The following is a 24,252-nucleotide window of genomic DNA, read 5'->3' on the forward strand; positions in this document are numbered from 1 at the left end:
CCGGCAACGATCCGGGCGCCCGCACCCACAACAAACGCCTTGCAGGTACACCATGAGCATCACCCGCCGCGACTTCCTCAACGGTGCCGCCCTGACCGTCGGCCTCGGCCTCACCCCGCTGCAGCTGCTGCGCGCAGCCCCCTCCGGGCGCTACTACCCCCCTGCCCTCACCGGCCTGCGCGGCAGCCACCCCGGCTCCTTCGACGTGGCCCACCAGATGGGCTGGGAGAAGAAGGTGTTCGACACCGACGGCCTGCCCATCGAAGAGCAGTACGACCTGGTGGTGGTCGGTGGCGGCATCAGCGGCCTCTCGGCGGCCTGGTTCTACCGGCAGCAGAACCCCGACGCGCGCATCCTCATCGTCGAGAACCACGACGACTTCGGCGGCCACGCCAAGCGCAACGAATTCCAGGCCGGCGGCCGGATGATCCTCGGCTACGGCGGCAGCGAAGCCTTCCAGTCGCCCAAGCACCTCTACAGCAGCCAGGTGAACGACCTGCTCAAGCAGCTGGGGGTGGACATCGACCGTTTCGAGACCGCCTTCGACCGCGACTTCTACCCCGGCCTCGGGCTGTCCCGCGGGGTGTTCTTCGACAAGGCCGGCTTCGGTGAAGACAAGCTGGTGACCGGCGACCCGACACCGATGGTGGCCGACGACATCGCCCCGGAAAAACTCAACGCCCGCAGCTGGCGCGCCTTCATCAACGACTTCCCGCTGCCCGAAGCCGACCGCGAGGCCCTCATCGCCCTGCACGAAGCACCCCGTGACTACCTGGCCGGCAAGAGCCGCGAGGAGAAGGAAGCCCACCTGGCCAAGACCAGCTACCAGGACTTCCTGCGCAAGGACGTCGGCCTGAGCGAAGCCGCCACCCGCTACTTCCTCAGCCGCACCAACGACTTCTCCGCCCTCAGCATCGACGCCGTCGCCGCCGCCGATGCCTACGCCGTCGGCTTCCCCGGCTTCGCCGCGATGGACCTCTCGCCCATCAGCGAGGAAGCCAAGGCCGAGATGGAAGAGCCGTACATCTACCACTTCCCCGACGGCAACGCCTCGGTGGCGCGCCTGCTGGTGCGCAGCCTGATCCCGGGCGTGGCCGCCGGCAAGGGCATGGACGACATCGTCCTCGCCGACTTCGACTACGCCCGCCTCGACCTGCCCTCCAACGCCGTGCGCCTGCGCCTGAACAGCACCGCCGTCAGCGTGCGCAACCGCGCCGGCGCCGTGGACGTGGGCTACAGCCGGGGCGGCCAGTTGCACCGCGTGCGCGCCCGGCACTGCGTGCTGGCCTGCTACAACATGATGATTCCCTACCTGCTCCGCGACCTGCCCGCCCCGCAGGCCCACGCCCTGGCGCAGAACGTCAAGTTCCCGCTGGTGTACACCAAGGTGGTGATCCGCAACTGGCACAGCTTCGCCAAGCTCGGCGTCCACGAGATCTACGCCCCCAGCCAGCCCTACAGCCGCGTCAAGCTCGACTATCCGGTGGACATCGGCGGCTACCGCCACCCCCGCGACCCGGCCCAGCCCATCGGCCTGCACATGGTCTACGTGCCCACCAGCCCCGGCATGGGCATGGACGCCCGCACCCAGGCCCGGGTCGGCCGCGGCAAGCTCTACGCCATGAGCTTCGAGCAGATGGAAACGATGATCCGCGAGCAGCTCCAGGCCATGCTCGGCCCGGCCGGCTTCGACCACGAGAAGGACATCCTCGCCATCACCGTCAACCGCTGGTCCCACGGCTACGCCTACTTCTCCAACAGCCTGTTCGACGACGAAGACGAGAGCGAGAAGCTGATGAACCTCGCCCGCCGCAAGCTGGGCAACGTCACCATCGCCAACTCCGACGCGGCCTGGAGCGCCTACGCCCACGCCGCCATCGACGAAGCCTGGCGCGCGGTGCGCGAGCTCGGCTGAGCGAACGCAGCCGGGTGATGGTGCTGGCGCCATCACCCGGCCATGCGCCCGGCCCCGGCAGATTCGGCGGGCCCCCACCCGCACCAGGCACGTCTATATTTTCCGTATCCCCGGCGACAGCCCTGCGCCGGGGCTCCGGAGTGCCGATCCCGCATGCCCGATACCCACGAACGCCCTGCCCGCCCACGCACTGGCCGGATGAAGCGTGACATCGTCCTGATCCTGCTGTTCGCCCTGGTCAGCCTCGCCTTGCTGGTCCACTTCGATGTGGGCGACCTCCTGCAACGGGCGGCCGTGCGCCACGAGCACTGGGAACTGGACGAGATCCTGCTGATGCTCAGCCTGGTGGGCTGGTGCGGTTTCATCTTCGGTGTGCGCCGGCTGATGGAGATGCGCTGGGAGGCCCAGGCCCGGCGCAGCGCGGAACTCAAGGTCACCCGCCTGGCCGAACACGACATGCTCACCGGCCTGCCCAACCGCCGGGGGCTGCGCAGCCACCTGGAACCCTGCCTGGGGGTTTCTGACTCGCCGTTCTACTTCGTGCTGGTGGACCTGGACGGCTTCCGCCTGGTCAACGACCTGCACAGCCACGAGGCCGGCGACCACCTGTTGCAGGTGCTGGCCCGCCGGCTGGCCACGGCGCTGCCCGAGGGCGACCTGATCGGCCGCAGCGGTGCCGACGAATTCACCCTGGTGCTGCATTCCCAGAAGAGCCACACCGCCGCCAGCGCCCTGCTGGAGGCCCTGCTGGAGCTGATCCGCCAGCCGGTACAGCATGAGGACGCACGTATCGAAGTCAGCGCCACCCTAGGCGTCGCCCGTTACCCGGACGATGGTCGGCGACTGGACGACCTCATGGCCCGCGCCGCCTTCTGCGTGCAGTCAGGCAAGCGCGAGGGGCGCAACATGGTGGTGTTCTACGAGCCCGGCAACGACACCGAGCTGGAGCAGCAGACGCGCCTGGTGAAGCTGCTCGACGACGGCATGAAGGCCGGCTACCTGCGGGTGGACTACCAGCCCATCGTCGCCCTGGAAAGCGGCGAGATCCTCGGTTTCGAAGCCCTCGCCCGGCTGGACCACCCCGAGGCCGGCAGCCTGGGGCCGGCGCAGTTCATCCCCGCAGCCGAGCGCCTCGGCTACATCACCCGCATCACCCGCGAACTGCTCCAGCGCGCCTGCGAGGAAGCCCGCCAGTGGCCCACCGGCGTGTTCCTCTCGTTCAACCTCAGCGCCATCGACCTGGCCGACGAAAGCCTGCCGTTCCATGTCTCGCGCATCCTCAACAAGGTGGGCTTCCCGCCCCGGCGGCTGGAGCTGGAGGTGACCGAGACCGCCGTGATCGACCACGTCGAGCGGGCCAACGCCAACATCCAGGCGCTGCAGGCCATGGGCATCCGCGTGTCGCTGGACGACTTCGGCACCGGCTACTCGTCCCTCGCCCACATCAGCCGCTACAACTTCGACAAGCTCAAGATCGACCGCCAGTTCGTCGCCGCGCTGGACAACGGCAGCAAGGACGAAAGCATTCTGCGGGCCATGCTCGGCCTCAGCCAGGAACTCGGCATCCCCACCGTTGCCGAAGGCATCGAGACGCAGCGGCAGCTGGAGTGGCTGCAGAGCGTCGGCTGCCGGCAAGGCCAGGGGTATTACTTCAGCCCACCGGTGTCCACGGCCCAGGCCACCGCCATGGTGGCCCGTGGGCCCTGCCTGCTGGGGCCGGTTCCGCGGCCCTCTGCCCGCCCCCACTCCACGGAGTCCTGATCATGCACACCCCGAACCACCGCCCGCTGCTGCTCGCCTGCGCCCTGTTGCTGGCGGGCGCGAGCGCCTCCGCCCTGGCGTCGCCCGGCAATGGCAACGGCAAGGGCAACAACGGTCATGGCAACGGCAATGGGCACGGCGGCCACGGCAATGCGGCCACCCAGTCGGCGGGGCCGAGCATCGACCTCGGCGGCATCCGCATCGTCCTGCAGGACAACCGCGACTACTGGAGCCCCGGCGCCTCGCTGCCCCCGGGCATCCGCAAGAACCTCGCGCGGGGCAAGCCGCTGCCGCCCGGCATCGCCCGCAAGCTGGACGGCCGCCTGCTGCAGCGGCTGCCGTCCTATCCCGGCTACGACTGGGTGCAGGCCGGGACCGACCTGCTGCTGGTGGCCGTGGCCACCGGGCTCATCCAGGACGTCCTGCACGACGTGCTGGACTGAACCGCCTCAGCAGGCCGCCAGCCGGGCGAAGCCCTCGGCCAGGTCGGCCTTGAGGTCGTCCATGTCCTCCAGGCCGATCTGCAGGCGCAGGCAGAAGCCCGGCTCCGTCCAGGCCGTGGCGGTGCGGTAGCTGCGGCAGTCGAAGGGGATCACCAGGCTCTCGTAGCCGCCCCAGGAGAAGCCCATGCTGAACACCCGCAGGTGGTCCAGCATGGCCGCCAGGCCCTCGCGGCTGTAGCGATCCTCCAGGACGATGGAGAACAGCCCCGAAGCCCCCGTGAAGTCACGCTTCCAGTGCGCATGCCCGGGGCAGTCCTCGAAGGCCGGGTGCAGCACGCGCTTCACCTCCGGCCGGGCCTTGAGCCAGTGGGCCATTTCCAGGCCCCGGCGCTGGGCCTCTTCCAGCCGCAGCTTCAGCGTGCGCAGGCCGCGCAGCGCCAGTACGCAATCCTCGGCCCCCGGCAGCATGGACAGGCTGTCGTAGGTGGCACGCAGGGCCGGCCAGCATTCGGCATTGGCCGTCACCAGGCCCAGCAGCAGGTCCGAATGCCCACCCAGGTACTTGGTGCCCGCCTCCACCGTCAGGTCGATGCCCAGGTCATGGGCCCGCAGGAACAACGGTGTCGCCCAGGTGTTGTCGAGGAGGGTGCGCACCCCGCGCCGCCGCGCCACCTCCACCAGGGCCGGCAGGTCCGGCACTTCGAAGGTCTGCGAGCCCGGCGCTTCGAGGAACAGCGTGGTGGTCTCGGGGCGCATCAGCGCCTCGATGCCGGCGCCGATCATCGGGTCGTAGTAGGTGGTGGTGACGCCGTAGCGGGCCAGCATGTGGTTGCAGAAATGCCGGGTCGGCCGGTAGACGCTGTCCGGCACCAGGATGTGGTCACCCGCGCGGGTGGTGCTGAACAGCGCCAGGGACACCGCGCCCAGGCCCGAGGGCGAGAGCACCGTGCCGGCGGCGCCGGCCAGTTGGGTCCAGGCATCTTCCAGGTTGGCGAGGGTGGGCGTGCCGGCGGTGCCGTAGGAGAAGCGCGCGCGGCGCTGCTCGATGTCGTCGAGGGTCTTGTAGATGACCGTGGAGCCCCGGTACAGCGGGCCGTTGACGAAGCCGTACTGCTCGGAAGGGTCGCGCCCGAGCATGGACAGCTGGGTGCCGATGCCGAAGGAAGGGATGTCGTCTCTGTTCATGTGCCTGCAGCCTGTCGGGGCCCGGCGCACGTGGCCGGGCAAAGGCCGCGATGCTAACCGATTCCCCCTCGCAGTCGGCAGCCCGGGTGAGCCTCAGCCCCGTGAACCACCCGGCTCGCCCCGTCGCTCGACAGTGACGGCGTTGCGCTCCATGAGCAGGCTGCCCGGTGCGGGTTCGTCGCGACGGGCCAGGCTGCCCGAGCCTTCCGGGCGGGTGCCGGGGCGTACGGCGCGTTCACAGGTGGTTCCGAACCGGTAGGCATCCGCTGCGGCGATCGGGCGTTCCATGGGTGTTCCCTCGGGTGGCGATGGAGCTTGGAAGCCCCATGCCGCTGCGCGTTCGCCCCAGCCGCCGAACGGTCGCCAGACGCAACGAGCCCCACCGGAGTGGGGCTCGTTGGCATGGGTTACCAGTGCGGGCCACCCCAGCGATGGGGCGGGCCGTAGTAGCGGGGCCCGTAGTAGCGCGGCGGCGGGGCGTACACCGGCACGCTCTGGTAATACACCGGTTGTGCCGGGTAGACGTAGACCGGCGGCGGTGGCGGCGGTGCCACGTAGACGGGGGCCGGCTGCACATACACCGGAGCGGGTTGTTCCACATAGACCGGCGCCGGACGGGACGCGACGATGGCTCCGCCGACCACGGCCCCCACGACGGCGCCGACGATCGCCGGGCCGGCATCATGCCCATGGGCGGACGCCTGGCCGGCCAGTGCGGCGGCTCCCACCAACAGGGCCACCTGGGGCAAACGACGAAACATGGTTTTCCTCCTGCCCGGCGGGACAGGTGCCGGGATGCCTGTTCAGACCGCAACGGCGAAAAACGGATCGCAGCGCCCGGGTAAAGGTTGTGTAAGGACGACGAACGGCCAGGGCGATTCACCCGAACCCCCTCCCCCTCACCGGGTCACTAACAGGGAGTCCCCAACCGTTGGCCCGACGCGTCGCTGCCTCGCCGAGCGCCCCGGCCATCGAAAACCCGCCCTTCCAGGAGTGCCCCATGCCCGAAGCCTGGCTGTCCCACATGCCCTGGCCCGAGTTGCGCCTGCTGCTCACCGTCCTCGCGGTCTTCCTCGTCCTGTCGCTGGTGTCCCGCGCCGTCCTGCGGGTGTTCGAGCGCCTGACCCGCCCCGTGCTGTTCCTGCGCGAGCTGCTGCAGCGGGTGCGCCGCCCGCTGTACCTGCTGCTGCCGCTGCTGGGGGTGCAGACGGTGCTCAGCTCCGCGCCGGACGACCTGCTGTTCATCGAGCCGCTGCGCCGCCTCACCTCCCTGGTGCTGATCGGCACCTTCACCTGGCTCGGCCTGCGCGCGGTGGACGCGGTGCAGCAGGTGATCCTGCTGCGCAACCCGGTGGACATCGCCGACAACCTGCAAGCCCGCCGCATCCAGACCCAGACCCGCGTGCTGGTGCGCACCCTGAGCTTCTTCGTGGTGCTGTTCGGCGTGGCCTGCATGCTGATGACCTTCCCCACCGCCCGGCAGCTGGGCACCAGCCTGCTGGCCTCGGCAGGGGTCGCCGGGCTGGCGGTGGGTTTCGCCGCCAAGCCGGTGCTGGGCAACCTCATCGCCGGCCTGCAGATCGCCCTGACCCAGCCGATCCGCCTGGACGACGTGGTGATCGTCCAGGGCGAATGGGGGCGCATTGAGGAGATCACCGGCACCTATGTCGTGGTGCGCATCTGGGACGACCGCCGCCTGGTGGTGCCGCTGCAGTGGTTCATCGAGAACCCCTTCCAGAACTGGACCCGGGTCGGCGCCTCGATCACCGGCGCGGTGGTCATCTGGGTCGACTACGCCCTGCCCCTGGAGCCCCTGCGGCGCGAGCTGGACCGGCTCTGCGGCGAGCAGCCCAAGCTCTGGGACGGCCGCGTCAGCGTGCTGCAGGTGGTGGACGCCACCGACCGTGCCATGCAGCTGCGGGTGCTGGTCAGCTCCGCCGACTCCTCGCGCAACTGGGACCTGCGCTGCTACCTGCGGGAGAACCTCATCAGCTTCGTCAACCGCAACTACCCCGACAGCCTGCCGCGCATGCGGGCCGAACTGCGCTCGCTGCAGCCGCCCCAGGCCCCGGCAGTTGGCGACGGCCCCATCGCCGGGCCCGAGCGTCAGCCGCCGGTCTGATCCACCGGCTGGCGCACCGCCAGGGCCTGGTGCAGGCGCTCGTAGTAATAGGGCAGCTGCAGCAGGCCATGGCGGGCCGCCTGCTCGCGCACCCTGTTGCGCTCCCCGTCGAAATGGCGCTGCTCGCTCACCACCCAGGGCTCGCCGTCCAGGTACATGGCGCAGGCGAAGCACACCAGCCCATCCGCCTCGCCGGCGCCTTCGGCCAGCCCGGTGTTGGCCAGGGCCACACCGGCACGGTCGGCGGCCTCCAGCGCCCCCAGGGCCATTTCCCGGGCGACTTCCTCGCTGGTCAGGCCGAAGCGCTCCATGGTGTCCGGCGACACCCCCAGGCAGCGCTGCTTGGCCTCGGGGGAGTACACCACGTAGCCCGCGTCCAGCACCTGCCCGCATCCGGGCACGTCCGCGAGGATCGACGTCATCAGCCCCGCCGTGCAGGACTCGGCGGTCACCAGGGTCAACTGATACCGCTCCAGGAAGCTCACCACCTGCTCGACATGCTGCATGGCCCTTTCCTCCGTTCGCTGTTGCTAGCTATGAAGGCCGGCCCCGGGGCCGAGTTCCCCCCGCAGCGCGGCCGTCCGGCGGAGGCCGCCGGGAAATAAAGTCGAAACTATCCCGCCGGGCCTCCGGTCTCGATTCATGTGGGGAGCGGACGTCTGCGTCGGGACCTTCAACTCATCTTCCAAGCGGCCGGCGGCCCGGACCGCCAGCAGTGATAGATGGCTTGCGCCCCGGCGCTCCGCCGCCCCGTTCAGGGATATTCGAAAGCGGAGGATGGTATGGGAAATGCGGTAGTGAGCCTTCAACTCGAAGGCCTGGGGTCCACCCTCGCCAGTCGGCCCCAGTTGCACGTGGAAAGCCTTGGAACCAATAGCCAGAAAAAACGAATCCTCTTCGTCACCTCGGAGTTCGCCGACCTGGTCAAGGTCGGTGGCCTGGGGGACGTTTCCGCTGCCCTGCCCCGAGCCCTCGCCTCCCGCCACGACATCCGCGTGCTGATCCCCGGCTACCGCTCGGTGCTGCACAGCGGCCACCCGATCCGGGTCATCGGCCGCCTGCCGGGGCACGCCGCCCTGCCGCCCTGCCGGGTCGGGCGCATGGACCTGCCGGACGGGCTGATCGTCTACGTGCTGATCTGCCCCGAGCTGTACGAGCGCGAAGGCACCCCCTATGGCGACGCCCATGGCCGCGACTGGGCCGACAACCACATCCGCTTCGCCCGCCTGGGCCTGGCCGCCGCCGACCTCGCCGGCGGCCAGGCCGGCCTCAGCTGGGTGCCCGAACTGGTGCACGCCAACGACTGGCCCAGCGGCCTGGCACCGGCCTACCTGGCCTGGCGCGGCCAGGCCACCCCCAGCGTGTTCACCATCCACAACCTGGCCTACCAGGGCCTCTGCGACCCCCACAGCGCCCCCGAGCTGGGCCTGCCGGAGCAGGCCTTCCGCCCCGAGAGCATGGAGTTCTACGGCAAGCTGTCGTTCCTCAAGGCCGGCATCGCCCACGCCCGGCACACCACCACGGTGAGCGACAACTACGCCCGCGAGATCACCACCGAGGCCTTCGGCTGCGGCCTGGAAGGCATGCTGCGCCAGCGCGTCGCCGAAGGCCGCCTGAGCGGCATCACCAACGGCATCGACGAGAGCTGGGACCCGCGCAGCGACACCCACCTGGTGGAAGGCTTCGCCCCCCGCGCCTGGCAGGGCAAGCAGGCCAACCGCCGCTACGTGGAGCAGCTCTACGGCCTGGACAGCGAACCCGCCCCGCTGTTCGCCGTGGTCTCGCGCCTGGTGCAGCAGAAAGGCATCGACCTGACCCTGGAGATCGCCGACCGCATCGTCGCCCAGGGCGGCCGCCTGGCGGTGATCGGCCGTGGCGAGCCCGAGCTGGAGCTGGCCATGGAGGCCCTGGCGCAGCGTCATGCCGGGCGCATCGGCGTGCGTGTCGGCTTCAACGAGACCGACGCCCGCCGCCTGTTCGCCGCCAGCGATTTCCTGCTCATGCCGTCGCGCTTCGAGCCCTGCGGCCTGAGCCAGATGTACGCCCAGCGCTTCGGCTCCCTGCCCATCGCCCGCTGCACCGGCGGCCTGGCGGACACCATCGAGGACGGCGTCACCGGCTTCCTGTTCCGCGAGCCCGATGCTGCCAGCTACTGGGACGCCGTGCAGCGCGCGCTGAACGTCTACCGCCACCCCGAGCTGCTGGACGCCATGCGCTGCCAGGCCATGGCCGCGCCGCTGTTCTGGCGCGAGTCGGTGCTGCCCTACGACCAGCTCTACCAGCGGCTGATCGGCCAGCGCGTCACCCTCGCCAGCGGAGGGGCGCGCTGATGTACCCGGTCACCCGCAGCCACGGCGCCTGGCTCCAGGACGACGGCAGCACCCGTTTCGCGCTCTGGGCACCGGACGCCCGCCAGGTGGAACTGCGCCTCGCCTCGGGCGAGACCCACCCCATGGCACCCCACGCCGACGGCTGGTACAGCGTGCAGCTGCCGGTGGGGGGCGGCACCGCCTACCGCTTCCGCATCGACGGCGAACTGGAGGTGCCCGACCCGGCCTCGCGCCGCCAGCTGGACGACGTGCACGGCGACAGCGAAGTGCAGGACCCGTCCCGCTACGCCTGGCGCTGCACCGAGTGGAACGGGCGCCCCTGGCACGAAGCGGTGATCTACGAACTGCACGTCGGCCTGCTCGGCGGTTTCAGTCAGGTCACCGCCCTGCTGCCCGGCCTCGCCGAACTGGGGGTGACCGCCATCGAACTGATGCCCCTGGCCGAATTCCCCGGCGCGCGCAACTGGGGCTACGACGGCGTGCTGCCGTTCGCCCCGGAATCCTCCTACGGCACCCCCGACGAGCTGCGCGCCCTGGTGGACCGTGCCCACGAGCTGGGCCTGATGGTGCTGGTGGACGTGGTCTACAACCACTTCGGCCCGGACGGCAACTACCTCGGCCGCTACGCCGGCGCCTTCTTCCGCGACGACCGCCACACCCCCTGGGGACCGGCCATCGACTTCCGCCGCGTGCAGGTGCGCGACTTCTTCTGCGAGAACGCGCTGATGTGGCTGCTGGACTACCGCATGGACGGCCTGCGCCTGGACGCGGTGCACGCCATCCCCGACCGGGACTTCCTCGTCGAGCTGGCCGACCGCGTGCGCCGCGCCACCGCCGGGCGCCACGTGCACCTGGTGCTGGAGAACGAAGACAACGCCGCCAGCCTGCTGGAACAGGGCTTCGACGCCCAGTGGAACGACGACGGCCACAACGTGCTGCACGTGCTGCTCACCGGCGAGGACGAGGGCTACTACGCCGACTTCGCTCGCGAACCCACCAGCCACCTGGCCCGCTGCCTGGGCGAGGGCTTCGTCTACCAGGGCGAGACCAGCCCGCGCGGCGCCCAGCGCGGCGAACCCAGCGCGCACCTGCCGCCCACCGCCTTCGTGCTGTTCCTGCAGAACCACGACCAGGTGGGCAACCGCGCCCTGGGCGAGCGCCTGGCCAGCCTGGCGGAACCCGCCGCACTGCGGGCCAGCGTCGCCCTGCTGCTGCTCAGCCCCATGGTGCCGCTGCTGTTCATGGGCGAGGAATGGGGCTCCGAGCAGCCCTTCCTGTACTTCACCTCCCACAACGAAGCCCTCGGCCAGGCCGTGCGCGAAGGCCGCCGCGCCGAGTTCGCCGCCTTCAGCGCCTTCACCCGGCCCGAGCAGCGGGACGCCATCCCCGACCCCAACGACTTCTCCACCTTCAGCCGCTCCATGCCCGACAGCGCTGCTGCAACCGAAGCCGATGCCGAGGCCTGGCGCCGGCTCTACCAGCGCCTGCTGCAGGTGCGCCATGCCCACCTGGTGCCGCGCCTGCCAGGCAGCCAGGCCATCGGCGCGCGGGTGCTGGAGGACAAGGCCGTCTCCGCCGGCTGGCGGCTGGGCGACGGCAGCCACCTGCGCATCGACCTGAACCTCTCGGCGGTCACCGTGCGCACCCCGCTGCCCCACCCCGAGGCCCGCACCCTGCACGCCGACGGCATCGACGACGCCGACTACCGCCAGGGCGTGCTGCCGCCCCACAGCGTGGTGGTCACCCTGGAGGACCCGCGATGAGCGACGCCCAGCTGGAAGCCCTGGCCACGGCGGCAGGGTTCAGCGTCCACTGGACCGACGCCGACGGTCGCCCGCAACAGGTCGCTCCCGACAGCCTGCGCGCGCTGCTGGAGGCCCTCGGCTACCCGGCCCAGAGCGAGCAGCAGATCGCCGGCAGCCTGGCGCACCTGCAGGCCCGGCATGAGGCCGCCACCCTGCCCCGGCTGCTGACCCTGGACCAGGGCCAGCCCCTGGCACTCGCCGCCCATGCCCGGCCCGGCGCCGCTTTCCGCGTCCAGTTGGAGGACGGCGGCGTGGTGGATGGCCACCTGGACGACCAGGCACGCCTGCCCGCCCTCACCGCCTGGGGCTACCACCAGCTGCACCTGGGCGACCAGGCGGTGACCCTCGCCGTCGCCCCGCCGGCCTGCCCCAGCGTCGCCCAGCTCAGCGACCACCGCCGCCGCCACATCTGGGGCCTGGCGGCCCAGCTGTACGGCCTGCGCCGCCCCGGCGACGGCGGCCTGGGGGACACCCAGGCCCTGGAAGAGCTGGTGCGCAGCGCCGCCGCCCAGGGCGCCGACGCCATCGCCCTGAGCCCGGTGCACGCCATGTTCAGCGCCGACCTGCAGCGCTACAGCCCCTATTCGCCCTCCAGCCGCCTGCTGTTCAACGTGCTGCACGCCGCGCCGGCCAGCATCCTCGGCGACCGCGCCTGGCGCGAGGCGGTCCTCGCCACCGGCCTCGGCCCCGAGCTGCAACGCCTGGAGTCCCTGCCGCTGGTGGACTGGCCGGCCGCCTCCGCCGCGCGCCTGCAGCTGCTGCGCCAGCTCTACCAGGGCTTCGCCGCCGGGGAGAACCTGCACAGCGTCGACTTCGACAGCTTCTGCCAGCACGCCGGCGACGCCCTGTTGCAGCACTGCCGCTTCGAAGCCCTGCACGGTTTCATGAGCCGCAGCGGCCTGCCCACCGACTGGCGCACCTGGCCGGAGCCCTACCGCGACCCCGCCAGCCCGGCGGTGCTGCGTTTCGCCGAAGAGCATGCCGACGAGGTGCGCTTCCACGCCTTCGCCCAGTGGCTGGTGGCGCGCGGGCTGGACCGCGCCCAGAGTGCCGCGCGCGGTGCCGGCATGGCCGTCGGGCTGATCGCCGACCTGGCCGTGGGCGCCGACGGTGCCGGCAGCCAGGCCTGGGCGCGTCAGGCCGAACTGCTGCCGTCGCTGACGGTGGGCGCCCCGCCGGACATCCTCAACCGCAGCGGCCAGGCCTGGGGCATCTCCGCCTTCTCCCCCGAGGGCCTGCGCCAACAGGGCTTCCGCGCCTTCATCGAGATGCTGCGGGCCAACCTCGCCCACGCCGGCGGCCTGCGCATCGACCACGTGATGGGCCTGCAGCGCCTCTGGGTCCTGCCGGAAGGCGCCGATCCCCGGCATGGCGCCTACCTCAACTACCCCCGCGAAGACCTGCTGCGCCTGCTCTGCCTGGAAGCCACACGCCACCGCGCGCTGATCGTCGGTGAAGACCTCGGCACCGTGCCCGAGGGGCTGCGCGAAGCCCTTGGCCGGCGGCTGATCCTCGGCATGCGCGTGCTGCTGTTCGAACAGGCCGACGGTCGCTTCACGCCGCCCGACGCCTGGCCGGCGGATGCCCTGGCCACCACCACCACCCACGACCTGCCGACCCTGCGTGGCTGGCTCGCCGGGCGCGACATCCACTGGCGCGAGGCCGCCGGCCAGACCCGGCCCGAGCAGGCCGAGGCCGACCGTGAGCACCGCCAGCGGGAACGCCAGGCCCTGGAAAGCGCCCTGCACGCCAGCGGCCAGCGCCACGGCCAGGCCCCCGAAGACGACCTCGATGCGGCCATCGCCTTCATCGGCAGGACCCCCGCCCCCCTGGTGCTGCTGCCCCTGGAGGACGCCGTCGGCAGCGAAGAGCAACCCAACCTCCCCGGCCCCGGCGACCTGCACCCCAACTGGCGTCGGCGCTGGCCGGAAGCCGCCGCCAGCCTGCTCGAACGCCCCGAGGTGAGCGCCCGCCTGCAGCGCCTCGACCACACCCGCCGGCAACAGGAACACCCCCATGACTGAACTGCGTGCCACGCTGCGCCTGCAACTGCACGCCGGCTTCACCCTCGACGACGCCCGCGCCCAGGTGCCCTACTTCGCCCGTCTCGGCGTGAGCCACCTGTACCTGTCGCCCGTGCTCCAGGCCCGGGCCGGCTCCACCCACGGCTACGACGTGGTCGACCCCACCCGGGTCAACCCCGAGCTGGGCGGCGAGCCGGCCCTGGAGCGCCTGGTGGCCGCCCTGCGCGAACACCACATGGGGCTCATCCTCGACCTGGTGCCCAACCACATGGCCGTGGGCGGCGGCGACAACCCATGGTGGCTGGACGTGCTCGAATGGGGCCGCGCCAGCCCCTACGCGCAGTTCTTCGACATCCAGTGGCAATCCCACGACCCGCTGCTGCGCGGGCAGCTGCTGATCCCCTTCCTGCGCAGCGACTACGCGGAAGTCCTCGCCGCCGGCGAGGTGCGCCTGCATTACGACGGCAGCAGCGGCGCGCTCTACGCCCAGCATTTCGACCACCGCTTCCCGCTCTGGCCGGCCACCTACGGCGAGGTGCTGCGGCGCGCCGACGACCCGGCATTGCAGGCCCTGGCCGCCAGCTTCGACGCCCTCGAAGGCTCCGTCGACGCCTGGCAGCGCGCCCGTGAGCTGCGCCAGGCCCTGGGCCGCGCCGCGCCGACCGGCGAGGCACTGGCGAACGCCCTGGCGGCGTTCCGGGGCGATGACCCGGCGGGCTTCGAACGCCTTCACGCCCTGCTGGAGCGCCAGCACTACCGCCTGGCCAGCTGGCGCACCGCCGCCGACGACATCAACTGGCGGCGCTTCTTCGACATCAACGAGCTGGGCGGCCTGCGGGTGGAACGCCCGGAGGTGTTCGAAGCGGTGCATGCCAAGGTCTTCGAGCTGATCCAGCGCGGCCTGGTGGACGGGCTGCGCCTGGACCACGTCGACGGCCTGGCCGACCCGCGCGGCTACTGCCGCCGCCTGCGCCGCCGGGTGCAGCGGCTGGCGGCACAACGCCCGGCCGGCCTGGCGGAGCAGCCCTTCCCCCTCTACGTGGAGAAGATCCTCGGCCCCGACGAGGCGCTGCCCGGCGACTGGCAGGTGGACGGCACCACCGGCTACGAATTCATGAACCAGGTGTCGCTGCTGCAGCACTCGCCCCTCGGCGAGTTGCAGCTGTGCGGCCTGTGGAGCGAGACCAGCGGGCGTTCGCCGCGCTTCCTCGACGAGGTCCGCGAGGCCCGCGAACTGATCCTCGGCAGCAACCTCGCCGGCGACCTGGAGAACCTCGCCCAGGCCCTGCTGCAGGTGGCGCGCAGCGACCTGGCGACCCGCGACCTGACCCTCGGCGGCATCCGCCGGGCGCTGCACGCGCTGATCGGCCAGTTCAGCGTCTACCGCACCTACGTCAACGCCTGCGGCCGCTCCGCCCAGGACCAGCGGCTGTTCCGCCAGGCCTTCGACGCGGCCTGCGCCGAACTGGGCGACGCCGACCGCCCGCTGCTCGACCACCTGGAGCGCTGGCTCGGCGGCGAACCGCTGCGGGCCGTGCCCCTGGCCCAGCGCCGGCTGCGCCGGCAGGTGGTGGCGCGCTTCCAGCAGCTCACCGCCCCGGCGGCGGCCAAGGCCGTGGAGGACACCGCCTGCTACCGCTCGGCGGTGCTGCTCTCGCGCAACGACGTGGGCTTCGACCCGCAACGCTTCAGCGCCCCGCTGGAGGCCTTCCACGCGGCCTGCCAGGCCCGCGCGCAGAGCTTCCCGGACAACCTGCTGACCACCGCCACCCATGACCACAAGCGCGGCGAGGACAGCCGTGCGCGCCTGGCGGTGCTCAGCGAGCGCGCTGCCTGGTTCGCCGAGTGCTGCGAACAGTGGCGGCGCCTGGCCGCGCCCCTGCGCGAAGCCACCGGCCCGCTGGCCATCAGCCCCGGCGACGAGCTGGTGCTCTACCAGTGCCTGCTAGGCAGTTGGCCGCTGGACCTGGCAGCCGACGACCACGCCGGCCTCGCCGCCTACCGCGAGCGCCTGCTGCGCTGGCAGGAAAAGGCCCTGCGCGAAGCCAAGCTGCAGACCAGCTGGGGTGCCCCCAACGGCGACTACGAGGGCGCCTGCCGCGCCTTCCTCGACAGCCTGCTGGGCAGCGATGCCGCCGCCCAGCTGCGTCGCGACATTGCCGACGCGGCCATGGCCATCGCCCCCGGCGGCGCCCTCAACGGGCTGGTGCAATGCCTGCTGCGCATGACCACGCCGGGGGTGCCGGACCTCTACCAGGGCACCGAGTTCTGGGACTTCAGCCTGGTGGACCCGGACAACCGCCGGCCGGTGGATTACGCCGCGCGCATCGACGCCCTGGGCACCCTGCGCGACCAGGCCGACCTGCTGCTGGGCTGGCGCGACGGGCGCATCAAGCAGTGGCTGATCGGCAGCGTGCTGTCGGTGCGCTACGCCCGCGCCGGGCTGTTCGCCCGGGGCGACTACCAGCCGCTGCCGGTGCACGGCGAACACGCCGAGCGGGTGATCGCCTTCGCCCGCCAGCGCGACGGCGAGTACCTGGTGGTGATCGCCCCGCGCCTGGTGGATGCCTTGCTGGAAGGCACCGAGGTGCCCCAGGTGCCGCCCCTGCGCTGGGGCGACACCCGCGTGGAGCTGCCCTTCGACCCGGCCACCGGCGCCCTCGCCGGTGTGTTCAGCCGCGAGCCGCCCCAGGTGGGCCCCGAAGGCCTGGCCCTGTCCCGGGCGCTCGCCGACTTCCCCGTCAACCTGCTGTGTTTCCGCCCCCATGCCACAGGAGTCATGCCATGAAAACCGACGATCAGCGCGTCCGCGAACTCGCCTACCAGATCTGGGAATCCGAGGGCCGTCCCCACGGCCAGGACGCTCGCCACTGGGAGATGGCACGCAAGCTGGCCCAGCGCGAGAAGCCCCGCGACACCCCGCCGGAACCCACCTCGCGACCGGCCAGCAAGCCCCGGGCGGTGGACACCTCCTCCGGCCCGGTCACCCCCACCCGCCGCCCTCGGGCGGCCAAGCCCGCCGCCAGCGAGGCCGAGGAAAAGCCCGCCCTGCTGAAGAAACCCCGCGCCCCACGCACCCCCAAGACACCCAAAGCCTGACCCCAGGCCGTACAGGAGCCACCACATGAGCAGGCAACGCTCACGGATCACCGAAGGCCACCCCTTTCCACTCGGCGCCACCTGGGACGGCCTGGGCGTGAATTTCGCGCTGTTCTCCGCCCACGCCACCAAGGTCGAGCTGTGCCTCTTCGACAGCAAGGGTGAGCGGGAACTGGAGCGCATCGAACTGCCCGAGTACACCGACGAGATCTGGCACGGCTACCTGCCCGACGCCCACCCGGGGCTGATCTATGGCTACCGCGTGCACGGCCCCTACGAACCCGACGCCGGCCACCGCTTCAACCCCAACAAGCTGCTGGTGGACCCCTACGCCCGCCAGCTGGTGGGGCGGCTGCGCTGGTCGGAGTCGCTGTTCGGCTACACCATCGGCCACCCGGACGCCGACCTCTCCTTCGACGAGCGCGACAGCGCGCCCTTCGTGCCCAAGTCCAAGGTGCTGGACCCGGCCTTCACCTGGCCCGAGCAGAAGCCGGTGCGGGTGCCCTGGGACTCCACGGTGATCTACGAGACCCACCTGCGCGGCATCAGCATGCGCCACCCCTCGGTGCCGGAGCACCTGCGCGGCACCTTCGCCGGGCTGATGAACGCCGACCTGCTGCAGCACGTGCGCTCCCTGGGCGTGAGCAGCATCGAGCTGCTGCCCATCCATGCCTTCGTCAACGACCAGCACCTGCTGGAAAAGGGCATGAACAACTACTGGGGCTACAACACCCTGGCCTTCTTCGCGCCGCACCCGGCGTACCTCGCCAGCGGCCACGTCAACGAATTCAAGGAGCTGGTGGCGCACCTGCACGACGCCGGGCTGGAGCTGATCCTCGACGTGGTCTACAACCACACCGCCGAGGGCAACGAGCTGGGCCCGACCCTGTCCATGCGCGGCATCGACAACGCCACCTATTACCGCCTCATGCCCGATGAGCGGCGCTACTACATCAACGACTCCGGCACCGGCAACACCCTCGACCTGAGCCATCCCTGCGTGCTGCAGATGGTCACCGACTCCCTGCGCTACTGGGCGACGGAGATGCGCGTGGACGGCTTCCGCTTCGACCTCGCCACCATCCTCGGCCGCCACCCCCACGGCTTCGACGAGCGCCACGGCTTCCTCGTCGCCTGCCGCCAGGACCCGGTGCTGAGCAAGGTCAAGCTCATCGCCGAACCCTGGGATTGCGGCCCCGGCGGCTACCAGGTGGGCGGCTTCCCGCCGGGCTGGGTGGAGTGGAACGACCGCTTCCGCGACACCGTGCGCGCCTTCTGGCGCGGCGACCCCGGCCAGGTGGCGCACCTGGCCCGGCGGCTCACCGCCTCCGGCGACCTGTTCAACCAGCGCGGCCGGCGGCCCTTCGCCTCGGTCAACTTCATCACCGCCCACGACGGTTTCACCCTGCGCGACGTGGTCAGCTACGACCACAAGCACAACGAGGCCAACGACGAGGACAACCGCGACGGCAGCGACAACAACCTGTCCTGGAACCACGGTGCCGAAGGCCCCACGGACGACCCGGATATCCGCGAGCTGCGCCTGCGCCAGATGCGCAACCTGATGGCCACGCTGCTGTTCTCCCAGGGCACGCCGATGCTGGTGGCCGGCGACGAGTTCGGCCGCACCCAGCACGGCAACAACAACGCCTACTGCCAGGACAACGAGATCGGCTGGGTGGACTGGGAGATGGACGACGAAGGCCGGGGCCTGCTGGACTTCACCCGGCGCCTGATCAGCCTGCGCCGCGCCTACCCGATCCTCCGCCGGGGCCGCTTCCTGGTGGGCGACTACAACGAGGAGCTGGGGGTGCGCGACGTCACCTGGCTCGCCCCCGACGGCGAGGAGATGACCCCCGAGCAATGGGACGACGGCCACACCCGCAGCCTGGGCGTGCTGCTGGACGGCCGCGCGCAGCCCACTGGCATCCGCCGCAGCGGTGCCGACGCCACGCTGCTGATCCTGCTCAACGCGCACCACGAGGGCGTGGCCTTCCAGCTTCCGGAAGTGGCCCAGGGCGTGGCCTGGGTGTGCCTGGCGGACACCGCCCGCCCGGATGAGCGGGGCCTGGCCCGGCACGAGTTCGGCGAGGAATTCGTGGTGACCGGCCGCGCCCTGGTGCTGTTCGAGCTGCGCAAGGAGGCCGACTGATGGCGGGCGGCTTCTTTCTCGACCGCCTGCGCCTTGCACTGGAACCCCTGCCGGTGGACGACACCGCCGCCCTCGGGCAGGCGCTGCGGGAGCTGGTGGTCGCCGGGCTGGACTGCCTGCCGCAACCCGGTGACGGCGCCACCCTGGACCGCTGGCGCGCCCTGGCCCGCGTCGCCGCGCGGGACCTGGGGCTGTGCAAGCTCTACGAGGGGCACACCGATGCCCTGGCCATCCTCCACGAACTGGGGGCGGACGCACCGCCGCCGGACAGCACCTGGGGCACCTGGGCCGCCGAACCGCCGGACGCCCGGGTCCACCTCAACGGCCGCACCACGTCCCAGGATGTGCGCCTGGATGGCCGCAAGGCCTGGTGTTCCGGCGCGCGGGTGCTTAGCCATGCGCTGCTCACCGCCTGGGCCGAGGACGGCAGCCAGCAACTGGTGGCCGTGGCCCTGGACCAGCCGGGCGTGGCCTTCGAGGACGGGGTCTGGCACGCCTGCGGCATGGGCACCACCGGCAGCCACAGCGTGCTCTTCGACCAGGCCCGGGGGCACTGCGTCGGCCCGGCGGACGGCTACCTGCACCGGCCGGGCTTCTGGCACGGCGGCGCCGGCATTGCCGCCTGCTGGTTCGGCGCCACCCAGGCGCTGGCCGAAGCCCTGCGCCGACGCTGCGCCGAGCAGGGCGAACCCCACGCCCTCGCCCACCTGGGTGCGGTTGACGCGCAGCTGTACGCCGCCGGCTGCGCCCTGGCCGATGCGGCGGAATGGATCGACGCCCACCCCCTGGAGGACGCCGAGCACATTGCCCGGCGCCTGCGTGCGGTGGTCGAGGTGGCCGCCGAAGCCACCCTGCTGCATGTCGGCCACGCACTGGGCGCGGCGCCCTATTGCCTGGACCCGCACCTGGCGAGGCTGCTCGCCGACCTGCCGGTGTACCTGCGGCAGAGCCACGCCGAACGGGACCTGGCGGCATTGGGCCAACTGGCCGCCCAGGCGCCGGCCGGAGGCTGGCTGCCATGAGGGCCGACGCCGCCTGGGGCTTCGGCACGCCGCTGGCGGCCTGGCAGGCCTCGTCGCACCTGGCGCAGGTGCCCACCCTCGACGCAGCGGAAATGGTACGCCCCGGGCAACGCGCGGTGATCGTCGCGCCCCATCCGGATGACGAGGTGCTTGGCTGCGGCGGGCTGATTCAGCAGCTGGCGCAGCTGGGGCGCGCGTGCCAGGTGATCGCCGTGACCGATGGCGAGGCCAGTCACCCGGGTTCCCGTGCCTGGCCGCCCAGCCACCTGGCCCGGGTACGCCCGGAGGAAAGCCGCGAGGCACTGCAGCGCCTGGTGCCGGACCGGGACATTCCCTGCTGGCGGGCCGGCCTGCCGGACGGCGGGATCACTGCCGGTGAACAGGCGCTGGCCGACTGGCTCGGCCAGCGCCTGCGGGCAGACGACGTGGTGTTCACCACCTGGCGCGGGGACGGCCATCCGGACCACGAGGCCTGTGGCCGGGCCACCCTGGCCGCTGCCCAGGCGGTGGGCTGCCACGTCTGCGAGTACCCGGTGTGGGCCTGGCACTGGGCCACGCCGGAGGACCCGCGCCTGCCCTGGGAGCGGGCCCGTCGGCTGCCCCTCGCCCCCTACCAACGGGCGCGCAAGCAGCGGGCGGTAGCGGCCTTCGCCAGCCAGCTGGACGCCTCGCCGGACGGCCACGGGCCGATCCTCGACGACGCGGCCCTGGCGCGCCTGCTGCAACCCTTCGAACTGGTGTTCATATGAGCGTGGGTGATGCCTATTTCGAGGCGCTGTACCGGCGCAGCGCCGACCCCTGGGCCTTCCGCCGCCGCTGGTACGAGCGGCGCAAGCGCAACCTGGTGCTGGCGGCGCTGCCGCGCGGCTTCTACGAGCGGGTCTTCGAACCCGGCTGCGGCAACGGCGAGCTGAGCCTGCGCCTGGCCGACCGCTGCCACGAGCTGCTGGCCTGCGACACCTCGGAACGGGCCGTGGAGCTGGCCCGGCGGCGGGTGGCGCGCAAGCCCAACGTGCGTTTCGTGCAGGCGCGCCTGCCCCAGCAATGGCCACGGGGGCGCTTCGACCTGATCCTGTTCAGCGAGCTGGGCTACTACCTGGACCCGACGGACCTGCAGCGGCTGGTGAAGCAGGCGCGCGCATCGCTGACCGAGCAGGGCACGCTGCTGGCCTGCCACTGGCGCCCCGCCATCGAGGGCTGCCCGCTGACCGGCGACGACGTCCACGGCTACCTGCGAGGCGCGCTGGACATGCCCCGGCTGCTCTATCACGAGGAGCCCGACCTGCTGCTGGAGGTGTGGAGCCGCGACGCCACCACGGTGGCCCAGCGTGAAGGCCTGCGCGAGGGGCCGGCATGATCGGCGTGGTGATCCCCGTGCATGACGAAGAAGCCCACCTGGGTGCCTGCCTCGACTCCGTACTCCGCGCAGCCACGCACCCAGGGCTGGGCGGCGAGCCGGTGCGCGTGCTGGTGGTGCTGGACAGCTGCAGCGACGGCAGCGCCGCCATCGCTCATGCCTACGGGGTGGAGACGCGGGCGCTGCAGGCGCGCAACGTGGGCCGTGCGCGAGGCGAAGGGGCGAGGACGCTGCTGGAAGCCGGCGCCCGCTGGATCGCCTGCACCGACGCCGACAGCGTGGTGGATGCCAACTGGCTGGTGGACCAGCTCGAAATGGGGGCGGAACTGGTCTGCGGCACCGTGCAGGTCACCGACTGGGACGACCTGCCGGAGCACGTCCGGGACCGCTATGAGCAGCACTACTGCGACGCCGACGACCACCGCCACGTGCACGGCGCCAACCTCGGCTTCTGCGCCCGCGCCTACCTGCGCGCCGGTGGCTTTGCGCCCCTGCCGGCCCATGAGGACGTGCACCTGGTGCAGGCCTTCGCCCGGATCGGCGCGCGCATCGCCTGGAGCGCGCGGCCCCGGGTGTACACCAGTGCCCGGCTGCTGGGGCGCGCGCCGGAGGGCTTCGCCGGCTACCTGAGGGCGCTGCTGGCCGCCTCCTGACGCGCCACCGGCGAACCCTCCACGGCCACGCAGCTGCGGTTGCGGCCCAGGCGCTTGGCCTCGTAGAGCAGCTCGTCGGAGCGGCGGTACATCAGCGCCTCGCTGACGGGCAGGTGGAACAGGCAGGCACCGACGCTCACGGTCAGCACCGGGGCGGCTGCCGATCGCGCATGGGGGACTTCCAGGGCCCGCACCTGCTGGACGATCCGCAGCGCCACCGTTTCCAGATGGGCCTCTTCCACGTCGTAGAGCACTAGGGTGAACTCCTCGCCACCCAGTCGCGCGGCGATGTCCAGCGGGCGGCGGGCGAAGGCCTCCAGCACCCTGGCCACCGCGCACAGGGCGGCGTCTCCGGCCTGGTGGCCGTAGTAGTCGTTGTACTGCTTGAAGTAGTCGAGATCGATGATCAGCTGGGCCAGGCTCGCGCCCTCCCGCGCGGCCAGGCCCAGCACGGTCTGCACGTGCTGGTCGAAGGCACGGCGGTTGTGCAGGCCGGTCAGCGGGTCATGGCTGGACTGCCACTTGAGCAGCTCGCGCAGGAGGAACTGCTCGCGCTTGACCTGATCGCGGATGTAGCCCCCCGTGGCACAGGCGAGGATCGACAGCAGGAACACCAGGGACACCGAGCCGTACTGCTCGGGTGCCTCTGCGGCGTACACCGGGTAGCCCACCAGCAGCCAGAGAGCGAACAGCGCCAGGGCCACCAGCAGGCTGCGGCGGAAGCTGATGCCCAGGGGGAAGAAGGCCGCCACGCCGAGCAAGGCGAAGATGCCGTCGGAGAAGTACAGGCCCTTGATGCGGTAGATGAAGATCGAGGCCATGCCACCGGCCAGCACCAATAGCAGCACCCACGAGGCGAAGCGCACCGAGTAGGCCTCGATGCCGCGCAGCAGCATCTGCAGCACCAGGCCGGTGAGCAGCAGCAGGATGCCGACCCGCACCCCCGCCAGCAGTACCAGCCAACCATCGAGGCCGGCCTGCAGGTCGAAGTGCAGCAGGTCCAGCCCCATGAACAGCGCCCACACCAGCAGCACCACCAAGGCCGAAGCCTTCTGGAACGGCAGGAAATCCCGCGTCAGCGATTCGCGGTACTGCTGCTCCAGGCGGGGCGGAAAGCGCGGGCGCATGAAGGTCCGGCCCTGGTGTGCCTGGTACAGCTGCTCGTTGTCCGGATCGCGCATTCCCTACTCTCCCCCCGGCGGTGCCGGTCCCCATCAGGCATGCCCGGTCTGCACCAGGTCGCAGGCCTGCTGGGCCGTCGCCACGGCGAAGTCGAGCACCGCACGCCCGCAGGCCGAGAGCGTGCGGTGGCTGGAATAGGCGGCATGCAGCGCCCGCCCGCGTACGGCGTAGTCGGGCAGGATGCGCACCAACTGCTCCTTGCGCCATTCCGCGGCCAGGGTGGACAGCAGGGCGATGCCCGAATCGTTGATCGCAGCGTTGAGCAGGGCCGAGCTGGACGTGGTCGCCAGCCGCCCGTTAGGGCGCAGGCGATAGGTCCGGCGGCCGCAGCTCGAATGCAACTCGCAGCTTTGGACGTTCTTCAGGTGCAGGCAGGCATGTTCGGCCAGGTCCTCCACCCGCTCCGGCACGCCGTGCATGGCCAGGTAGCCGGGGCTGGCGTAGAGACCCAGCTCCAGGTCGAACAGCTTGCGTACCACGTAGGCGTCGTTCTTCAGCTCACCGAGGAAGAACAGCAGGTCCAGCCCGTCCAGCACCAGGTCCGGCTCGTGGTCCGCCACCACCACGTCCAGTTCCAGCCCCGGGTGCTGGCGCAGGAGCTGGCTGAAGAAGCCGTTCTCCTGGCATTCGAAAAAGCCCGTGGGCACCTGGATGCGCACCTGGCCGACAATGCCCTGGGCGTCGTCACGCAAGGTGGCCAGGGCGTTGCCCAGGTGGTCGATGCTCGTCTTGCATTTCTGGTAGAGCCGCTCCCCATCGGCCGTGCAGCGCAGCAACCGGGTGGAGCGGAGAAAAAGGGCCGTGCCGAGACTGCGTTCCAGGCTCATCAGGCGGCGGCTGAGGGTATTGGCAGGTATCCCTAGTACCCTGCTTGCTTTTGCGAAGCTCCCTGCCCGTACGATCTGCACGAATAAAGCCAAGTCATCCAGCATCTTCACCAACTTCGAAACTCGTCGAGACTTATCCGCGTCGTGCAGTTTTCATGCTAACAGCCGTATTTTTTGCAGAGAACCTACATTTCCGGACTGCCAATCTCCATTTTTCGAATGAACTTAGCCGGCAAGTAGCGCGCTAACTGCCGTGCTTTGCGCGGTCGATTCAATGGCGCCGGACTTTTGTCAAGGAGTGCGCCAAGCCCACGCGCGGCGGGGCTTTCAGCAGTTCGAGGGAAAATTTCGTATTGAGCCGGACGAAACTTGGAA

20 protein-coding genes are annotated in these 24,252 nt (G+C 71.0%); 14 read left to right on the forward strand and 6 right to left on the reverse strand.

Features of this window, described 5'->3' with window-relative positions; all coding sequences use genetic code 11:
- Nucleotides 1-52: 52 nt before the first annotated feature.
- The 3 genes from BM198_RS18920 to BM198_RS18930 all read left to right on the forward strand — a co-directional run bounded on the left by BM198_RS18920 (nucleotide 53) and on the right by BM198_RS18930 (nucleotide 4,119).
- Nucleotides 53-1,915 (forward strand): NAD(P)-binding protein, encoded by a 1,863-nt coding sequence (locus BM198_RS18920; RefSeq protein ID WP_074971709.1) that lies wholly within the window; start codon nucleotides 53-55, stop codon nucleotides 1,913-1,915.
- A 153-nt stretch (nucleotides 1,916-2,068) separates the two neighbouring features.
- Nucleotides 2,069-3,676 carry a putative bifunctional diguanylate cyclase/phosphodiesterase gene (locus BM198_RS18925; RefSeq protein ID WP_167368478.1) on the forward strand — a complete coding sequence of 536 codons (1,608 nt, stop codon included), beginning with the start codon at nucleotides 2,069-2,071 and terminating at the stop codon, nucleotides 3,674-3,676.
- A gap of 2 nt (nucleotides 3,677-3,678) precedes the next feature.
- The gene (locus tag BM198_RS18930) at nucleotides 3,679-4,119 is read left to right on the forward strand and encodes an anti-virulence regulator CigR family protein (RefSeq protein WP_074971711.1); all 441 of its coding nucleotides are present in this window, start codon (nucleotides 3,679-3,681) and stop codon (nucleotides 4,117-4,119) included.
- Between the two features lie 6 nt (nucleotides 4,120-4,125).
- Here the strand turns inward: BM198_RS18930 and metC are convergent, their stop codons facing one another.
- From metC to BM198_RS18945, 3 genes are all read right to left on the reverse strand, one after another.
- On the reverse strand, nucleotides 4,126-5,304 hold the full coding sequence (gene metC, locus BM198_RS18935; protein ID WP_074971712.1) for a cystathionine beta-lyase: 1,179 nt from the start codon (nucleotides 5,302-5,304) through the stop codon (nucleotides 4,126-4,128).
- A 93-nt stretch (nucleotides 5,305-5,397) separates the two neighbouring features.
- Entirely contained in the window at nucleotides 5,398-5,592 is a 195-nt protein-coding gene (locus tag BM198_RS18940; RefSeq protein ID WP_074971713.1) for a hypothetical protein, read from the reverse strand.
- Nucleotides 5,593-5,711: 119 nt separating this feature from the next.
- Nucleotides 5,712-6,065, reverse strand: a complete 354-nt coding sequence (locus BM198_RS18945) for a hypothetical protein (RefSeq protein ID WP_074971714.1) — start codon at nucleotides 6,063-6,065, stop codon at nucleotides 5,712-5,714.
- Between the two features lie 239 nt (nucleotides 6,066-6,304).
- Here BM198_RS18945 and BM198_RS18950 point away from each other — a divergent pair, with 239 nt between their 5' ends.
- A complete protein-coding gene (locus tag BM198_RS18950; RefSeq protein ID WP_074971715.1) occupies nucleotides 6,305-7,426 on the forward strand; it encodes a mechanosensitive ion channel family protein in 1,122 nt (373 codons plus the stop codon).
- Here the strand turns inward: BM198_RS18950 and BM198_RS18955 are convergent.
- Nucleotides 7,411-7,932 carry a CinA family protein gene (locus BM198_RS18955; RefSeq protein WP_074971716.1) on the reverse strand — a complete coding sequence of 174 codons (522 nt, stop codon included), beginning with the start codon at nucleotides 7,930-7,932 and terminating at the stop codon, nucleotides 7,411-7,413. The two genes, BM198_RS18950 and BM198_RS18955, sit on opposite strands and share 16 nt — an antisense overlap.
- Before the next feature lie 276 nt (nucleotides 7,933-8,208).
- Here BM198_RS18955 and glgA point away from each other — a divergent pair, with 276 nt between their 5' ends.
- Genes glgA through BM198_RS19005 form a run of 10 tightly spaced genes read left to right on the forward strand, consistent with a single transcriptional unit; the run spans nucleotide 8,209 to nucleotide 21,868 of the window.
- On the forward strand, nucleotides 8,209-9,756 hold the full coding sequence (glgA, locus tag BM198_RS18960; protein ID WP_074971717.1) for a glycogen synthase GlgA: 1,548 nt from the start codon (nucleotides 8,209-8,211) through the stop codon (nucleotides 9,754-9,756).
- Complete coding sequence (treZ, locus tag BM198_RS18965; protein ID WP_074971718.1) at nucleotides 9,756-11,519, forward strand: malto-oligosyltrehalose trehalohydrolase; 1,764 nt, start codon at nucleotides 9,756-9,758, stop codon at nucleotides 11,517-11,519. The genes glgA and treZ overlap by 1 nt, the downstream gene beginning before the upstream one ends.
- Nucleotides 11,516-13,585, forward strand: a complete 2,070-nt coding sequence (malQ, locus tag BM198_RS18970; protein ID WP_074971719.1) for a 4-alpha-glucanotransferase — start codon at nucleotides 11,516-11,518, stop codon at nucleotides 13,583-13,585. The genes treZ and malQ overlap by 4 nt, the downstream gene beginning before the upstream one ends.
- A complete protein-coding gene (locus tag BM198_RS18975; RefSeq protein WP_074971720.1) occupies nucleotides 13,578-16,373 on the forward strand; it encodes a malto-oligosyltrehalose synthase in 2,796 nt (931 codons plus the stop codon). Before malQ ends, BM198_RS18975 begins: the two co-directional genes overlap by 8 nt.
- On the forward strand, nucleotides 16,370-16,684 hold the full coding sequence (locus BM198_RS18980) for a DUF2934 domain-containing protein (protein ID WP_074971721.1): 315 nt from the start codon (nucleotides 16,370-16,372) through the stop codon (nucleotides 16,682-16,684). Before BM198_RS18975 ends, BM198_RS18980 begins: the two co-directional genes overlap by 4 nt.
- A 25-nt stretch (nucleotides 16,685-16,709) precedes the next feature.
- Nucleotides 16,710-18,836 carry a glycogen debranching protein GlgX gene (gene glgX / locus BM198_RS18985; protein WP_074971722.1) on the forward strand — a complete coding sequence of 709 codons (2,127 nt, stop codon included), beginning with the start codon at nucleotides 16,710-16,712 and terminating at the stop codon, nucleotides 18,834-18,836.
- Nucleotides 18,836-19,858: an acyl-CoA dehydrogenase family protein gene (locus tag BM198_RS29735; RefSeq protein ID WP_074971723.1), complete on the forward strand. Its 1,023-nt coding sequence runs from the start codon at nucleotides 18,836-18,838 to the stop codon at nucleotides 19,856-19,858. The genes glgX and BM198_RS29735 overlap by 1 nt, the downstream gene beginning before the upstream one ends.
- Complete coding sequence (locus tag BM198_RS29740; RefSeq protein ID WP_074971724.1) at nucleotides 19,855-20,607, forward strand: PIG-L deacetylase family protein; 753 nt, start codon at nucleotides 19,855-19,857, stop codon at nucleotides 20,605-20,607. The genes BM198_RS29735 and BM198_RS29740 overlap by 4 nt, the downstream gene beginning before the upstream one ends.
- Nucleotides 20,604-21,215: a class I SAM-dependent methyltransferase gene (locus BM198_RS19000; protein WP_074971725.1), complete on the forward strand. Its 612-nt coding sequence runs from the start codon at nucleotides 20,604-20,606 to the stop codon at nucleotides 21,213-21,215. The genes BM198_RS29740 and BM198_RS19000 overlap by 4 nt, the downstream gene beginning before the upstream one ends.
- Nucleotides 21,212-21,868 (forward strand): glycosyltransferase family 2 protein, encoded by a 657-nt coding sequence (locus BM198_RS19005; protein WP_074971726.1) that lies wholly within the window; start codon nucleotides 21,212-21,214, stop codon nucleotides 21,866-21,868. Before BM198_RS19000 ends, BM198_RS19005 begins: the two co-directional genes overlap by 4 nt.
- Here BM198_RS19005 and BM198_RS19010 read toward each other — a convergent pair.
- Nucleotides 21,838-23,049 (reverse strand): GGDEF domain-containing protein, encoded by a 1,212-nt coding sequence (locus BM198_RS19010; RefSeq protein WP_074971727.1) that lies wholly within the window; start codon nucleotides 23,047-23,049, stop codon nucleotides 21,838-21,840. The genes BM198_RS19005 and BM198_RS19010 overlap by 31 nt on opposite strands.
- Nucleotides 23,050-23,082: 33 nt before the next feature.
- Complete coding sequence (locus tag BM198_RS19015; protein ID WP_139233661.1) at nucleotides 23,083-23,982, reverse strand: LysR family transcriptional regulator; 900 nt, start codon at nucleotides 23,980-23,982, stop codon at nucleotides 23,083-23,085.
- Nucleotides 23,983-24,252: the final 270 nt, after the last annotated feature.

The organism is Metapseudomonas otitidis (assembly GCF_900111835.1).
Classification (GTDB): domain Bacteria; phylum Pseudomonadota; class Gammaproteobacteria; order Pseudomonadales; family Pseudomonadaceae; genus Metapseudomonas; species Metapseudomonas otitidis.

Excerpts from the sequence above, each read along its gene's own strand:
- BM198_RS18920 (WP_074971709.1), top strand. The coding sequence starts at position 53 with ATGAGCATCACCCGCCGCGACTTCCTCAACGGTGCCGCCCTGACCGTC.
- BM198_RS19005 (WP_074971726.1), top strand. The coding sequence starts at position 21,212 with ATGATCGGCGTGGTGATCCCCGTGCATGACGAAGAAGCCCACCTGGGT.
- glgX (WP_074971722.1), top strand. The coding sequence starts at position 16,710 with ATGAGCAGGCAACGCTCACGGATCACCGAAGGCCACCCCTTTCCACTC.
- malQ (WP_074971719.1), top strand. The coding sequence starts at position 11,516 with ATGAGCGACGCCCAGCTGGAAGCCCTGGCCACGGCGGCAGGGTTCAGC.
- BM198_RS18975 (WP_074971720.1), top strand. The coding sequence starts at position 13,578 with ATGACTGAACTGCGTGCCACGCTGCGCCTGCAACTGCACGCCGGCTTC.
- BM198_RS18925 (WP_167368478.1), top strand. The coding sequence starts at position 2,069 with ATGCCCGATACCCACGAACGCCCTGCCCGCCCACGCACTGGCCGGATG.
- metC (WP_074971712.1), bottom strand. The coding sequence starts at position 5,304 with ATGAACAGAGACGACATCCCTTCCTTCGGCATCGGCACCCAGCTGTCC.
- BM198_RS19015 (WP_139233661.1), bottom strand. The coding sequence starts at position 23,982 with ATGCTGGATGACTTGGCTTTATTCGTGCAGATCGTACGGGCAGGGAGC.
- BM198_RS29735 (WP_074971723.1), top strand. The coding sequence starts at position 18,836 with ATGGCGGGCGGCTTCTTTCTCGACCGCCTGCGCCTTGCACTGGAACCC.
- BM198_RS18955 (WP_074971716.1), bottom strand. The coding sequence starts at position 7,932 with ATGCAGCATGTCGAGCAGGTGGTGAGCTTCCTGGAGCGGTATCAGTTG.
- BM198_RS19000 (WP_074971725.1), top strand. The coding sequence starts at position 20,604 with ATGAGCGTGGGTGATGCCTATTTCGAGGCGCTGTACCGGCGCAGCGCC.
- BM198_RS18930 (WP_074971711.1), top strand. The coding sequence starts at position 3,679 with ATGCACACCCCGAACCACCGCCCGCTGCTGCTCGCCTGCGCCCTGTTG.
- glgA (WP_074971717.1), top strand. The coding sequence starts at position 8,209 with ATGGGAAATGCGGTAGTGAGCCTTCAACTCGAAGGCCTGGGGTCCACC.
- BM198_RS19010 (WP_074971727.1), bottom strand. The coding sequence starts at position 23,049 with ATGCGCGATCCGGACAACGAGCAGCTGTACCAGGCACACCAGGGCCGG.
- BM198_RS18945 (WP_074971714.1), bottom strand. The coding sequence starts at position 6,065 with ATGTTTCGTCGTTTGCCCCAGGTGGCCCTGTTGGTGGGAGCCGCCGCA.
- BM198_RS18980 (WP_074971721.1), top strand. The coding sequence starts at position 16,370 with ATGAAAACCGACGATCAGCGCGTCCGCGAACTCGCCTACCAGATCTGG.
- BM198_RS29740 (WP_074971724.1), top strand. The coding sequence starts at position 19,855 with ATGAGGGCCGACGCCGCCTGGGGCTTCGGCACGCCGCTGGCGGCCTGG.
- treZ (WP_074971718.1), top strand. The coding sequence starts at position 9,756 with ATGTACCCGGTCACCCGCAGCCACGGCGCCTGGCTCCAGGACGACGGC.
- BM198_RS18950 (WP_074971715.1), top strand. The coding sequence starts at position 6,305 with ATGCCCGAAGCCTGGCTGTCCCACATGCCCTGGCCCGAGTTGCGCCTG.
- BM198_RS18940 (WP_074971713.1), bottom strand. The coding sequence starts at position 5,592 with ATGGAACGCCCGATCGCCGCAGCGGATGCCTACCGGTTCGGAACCACC.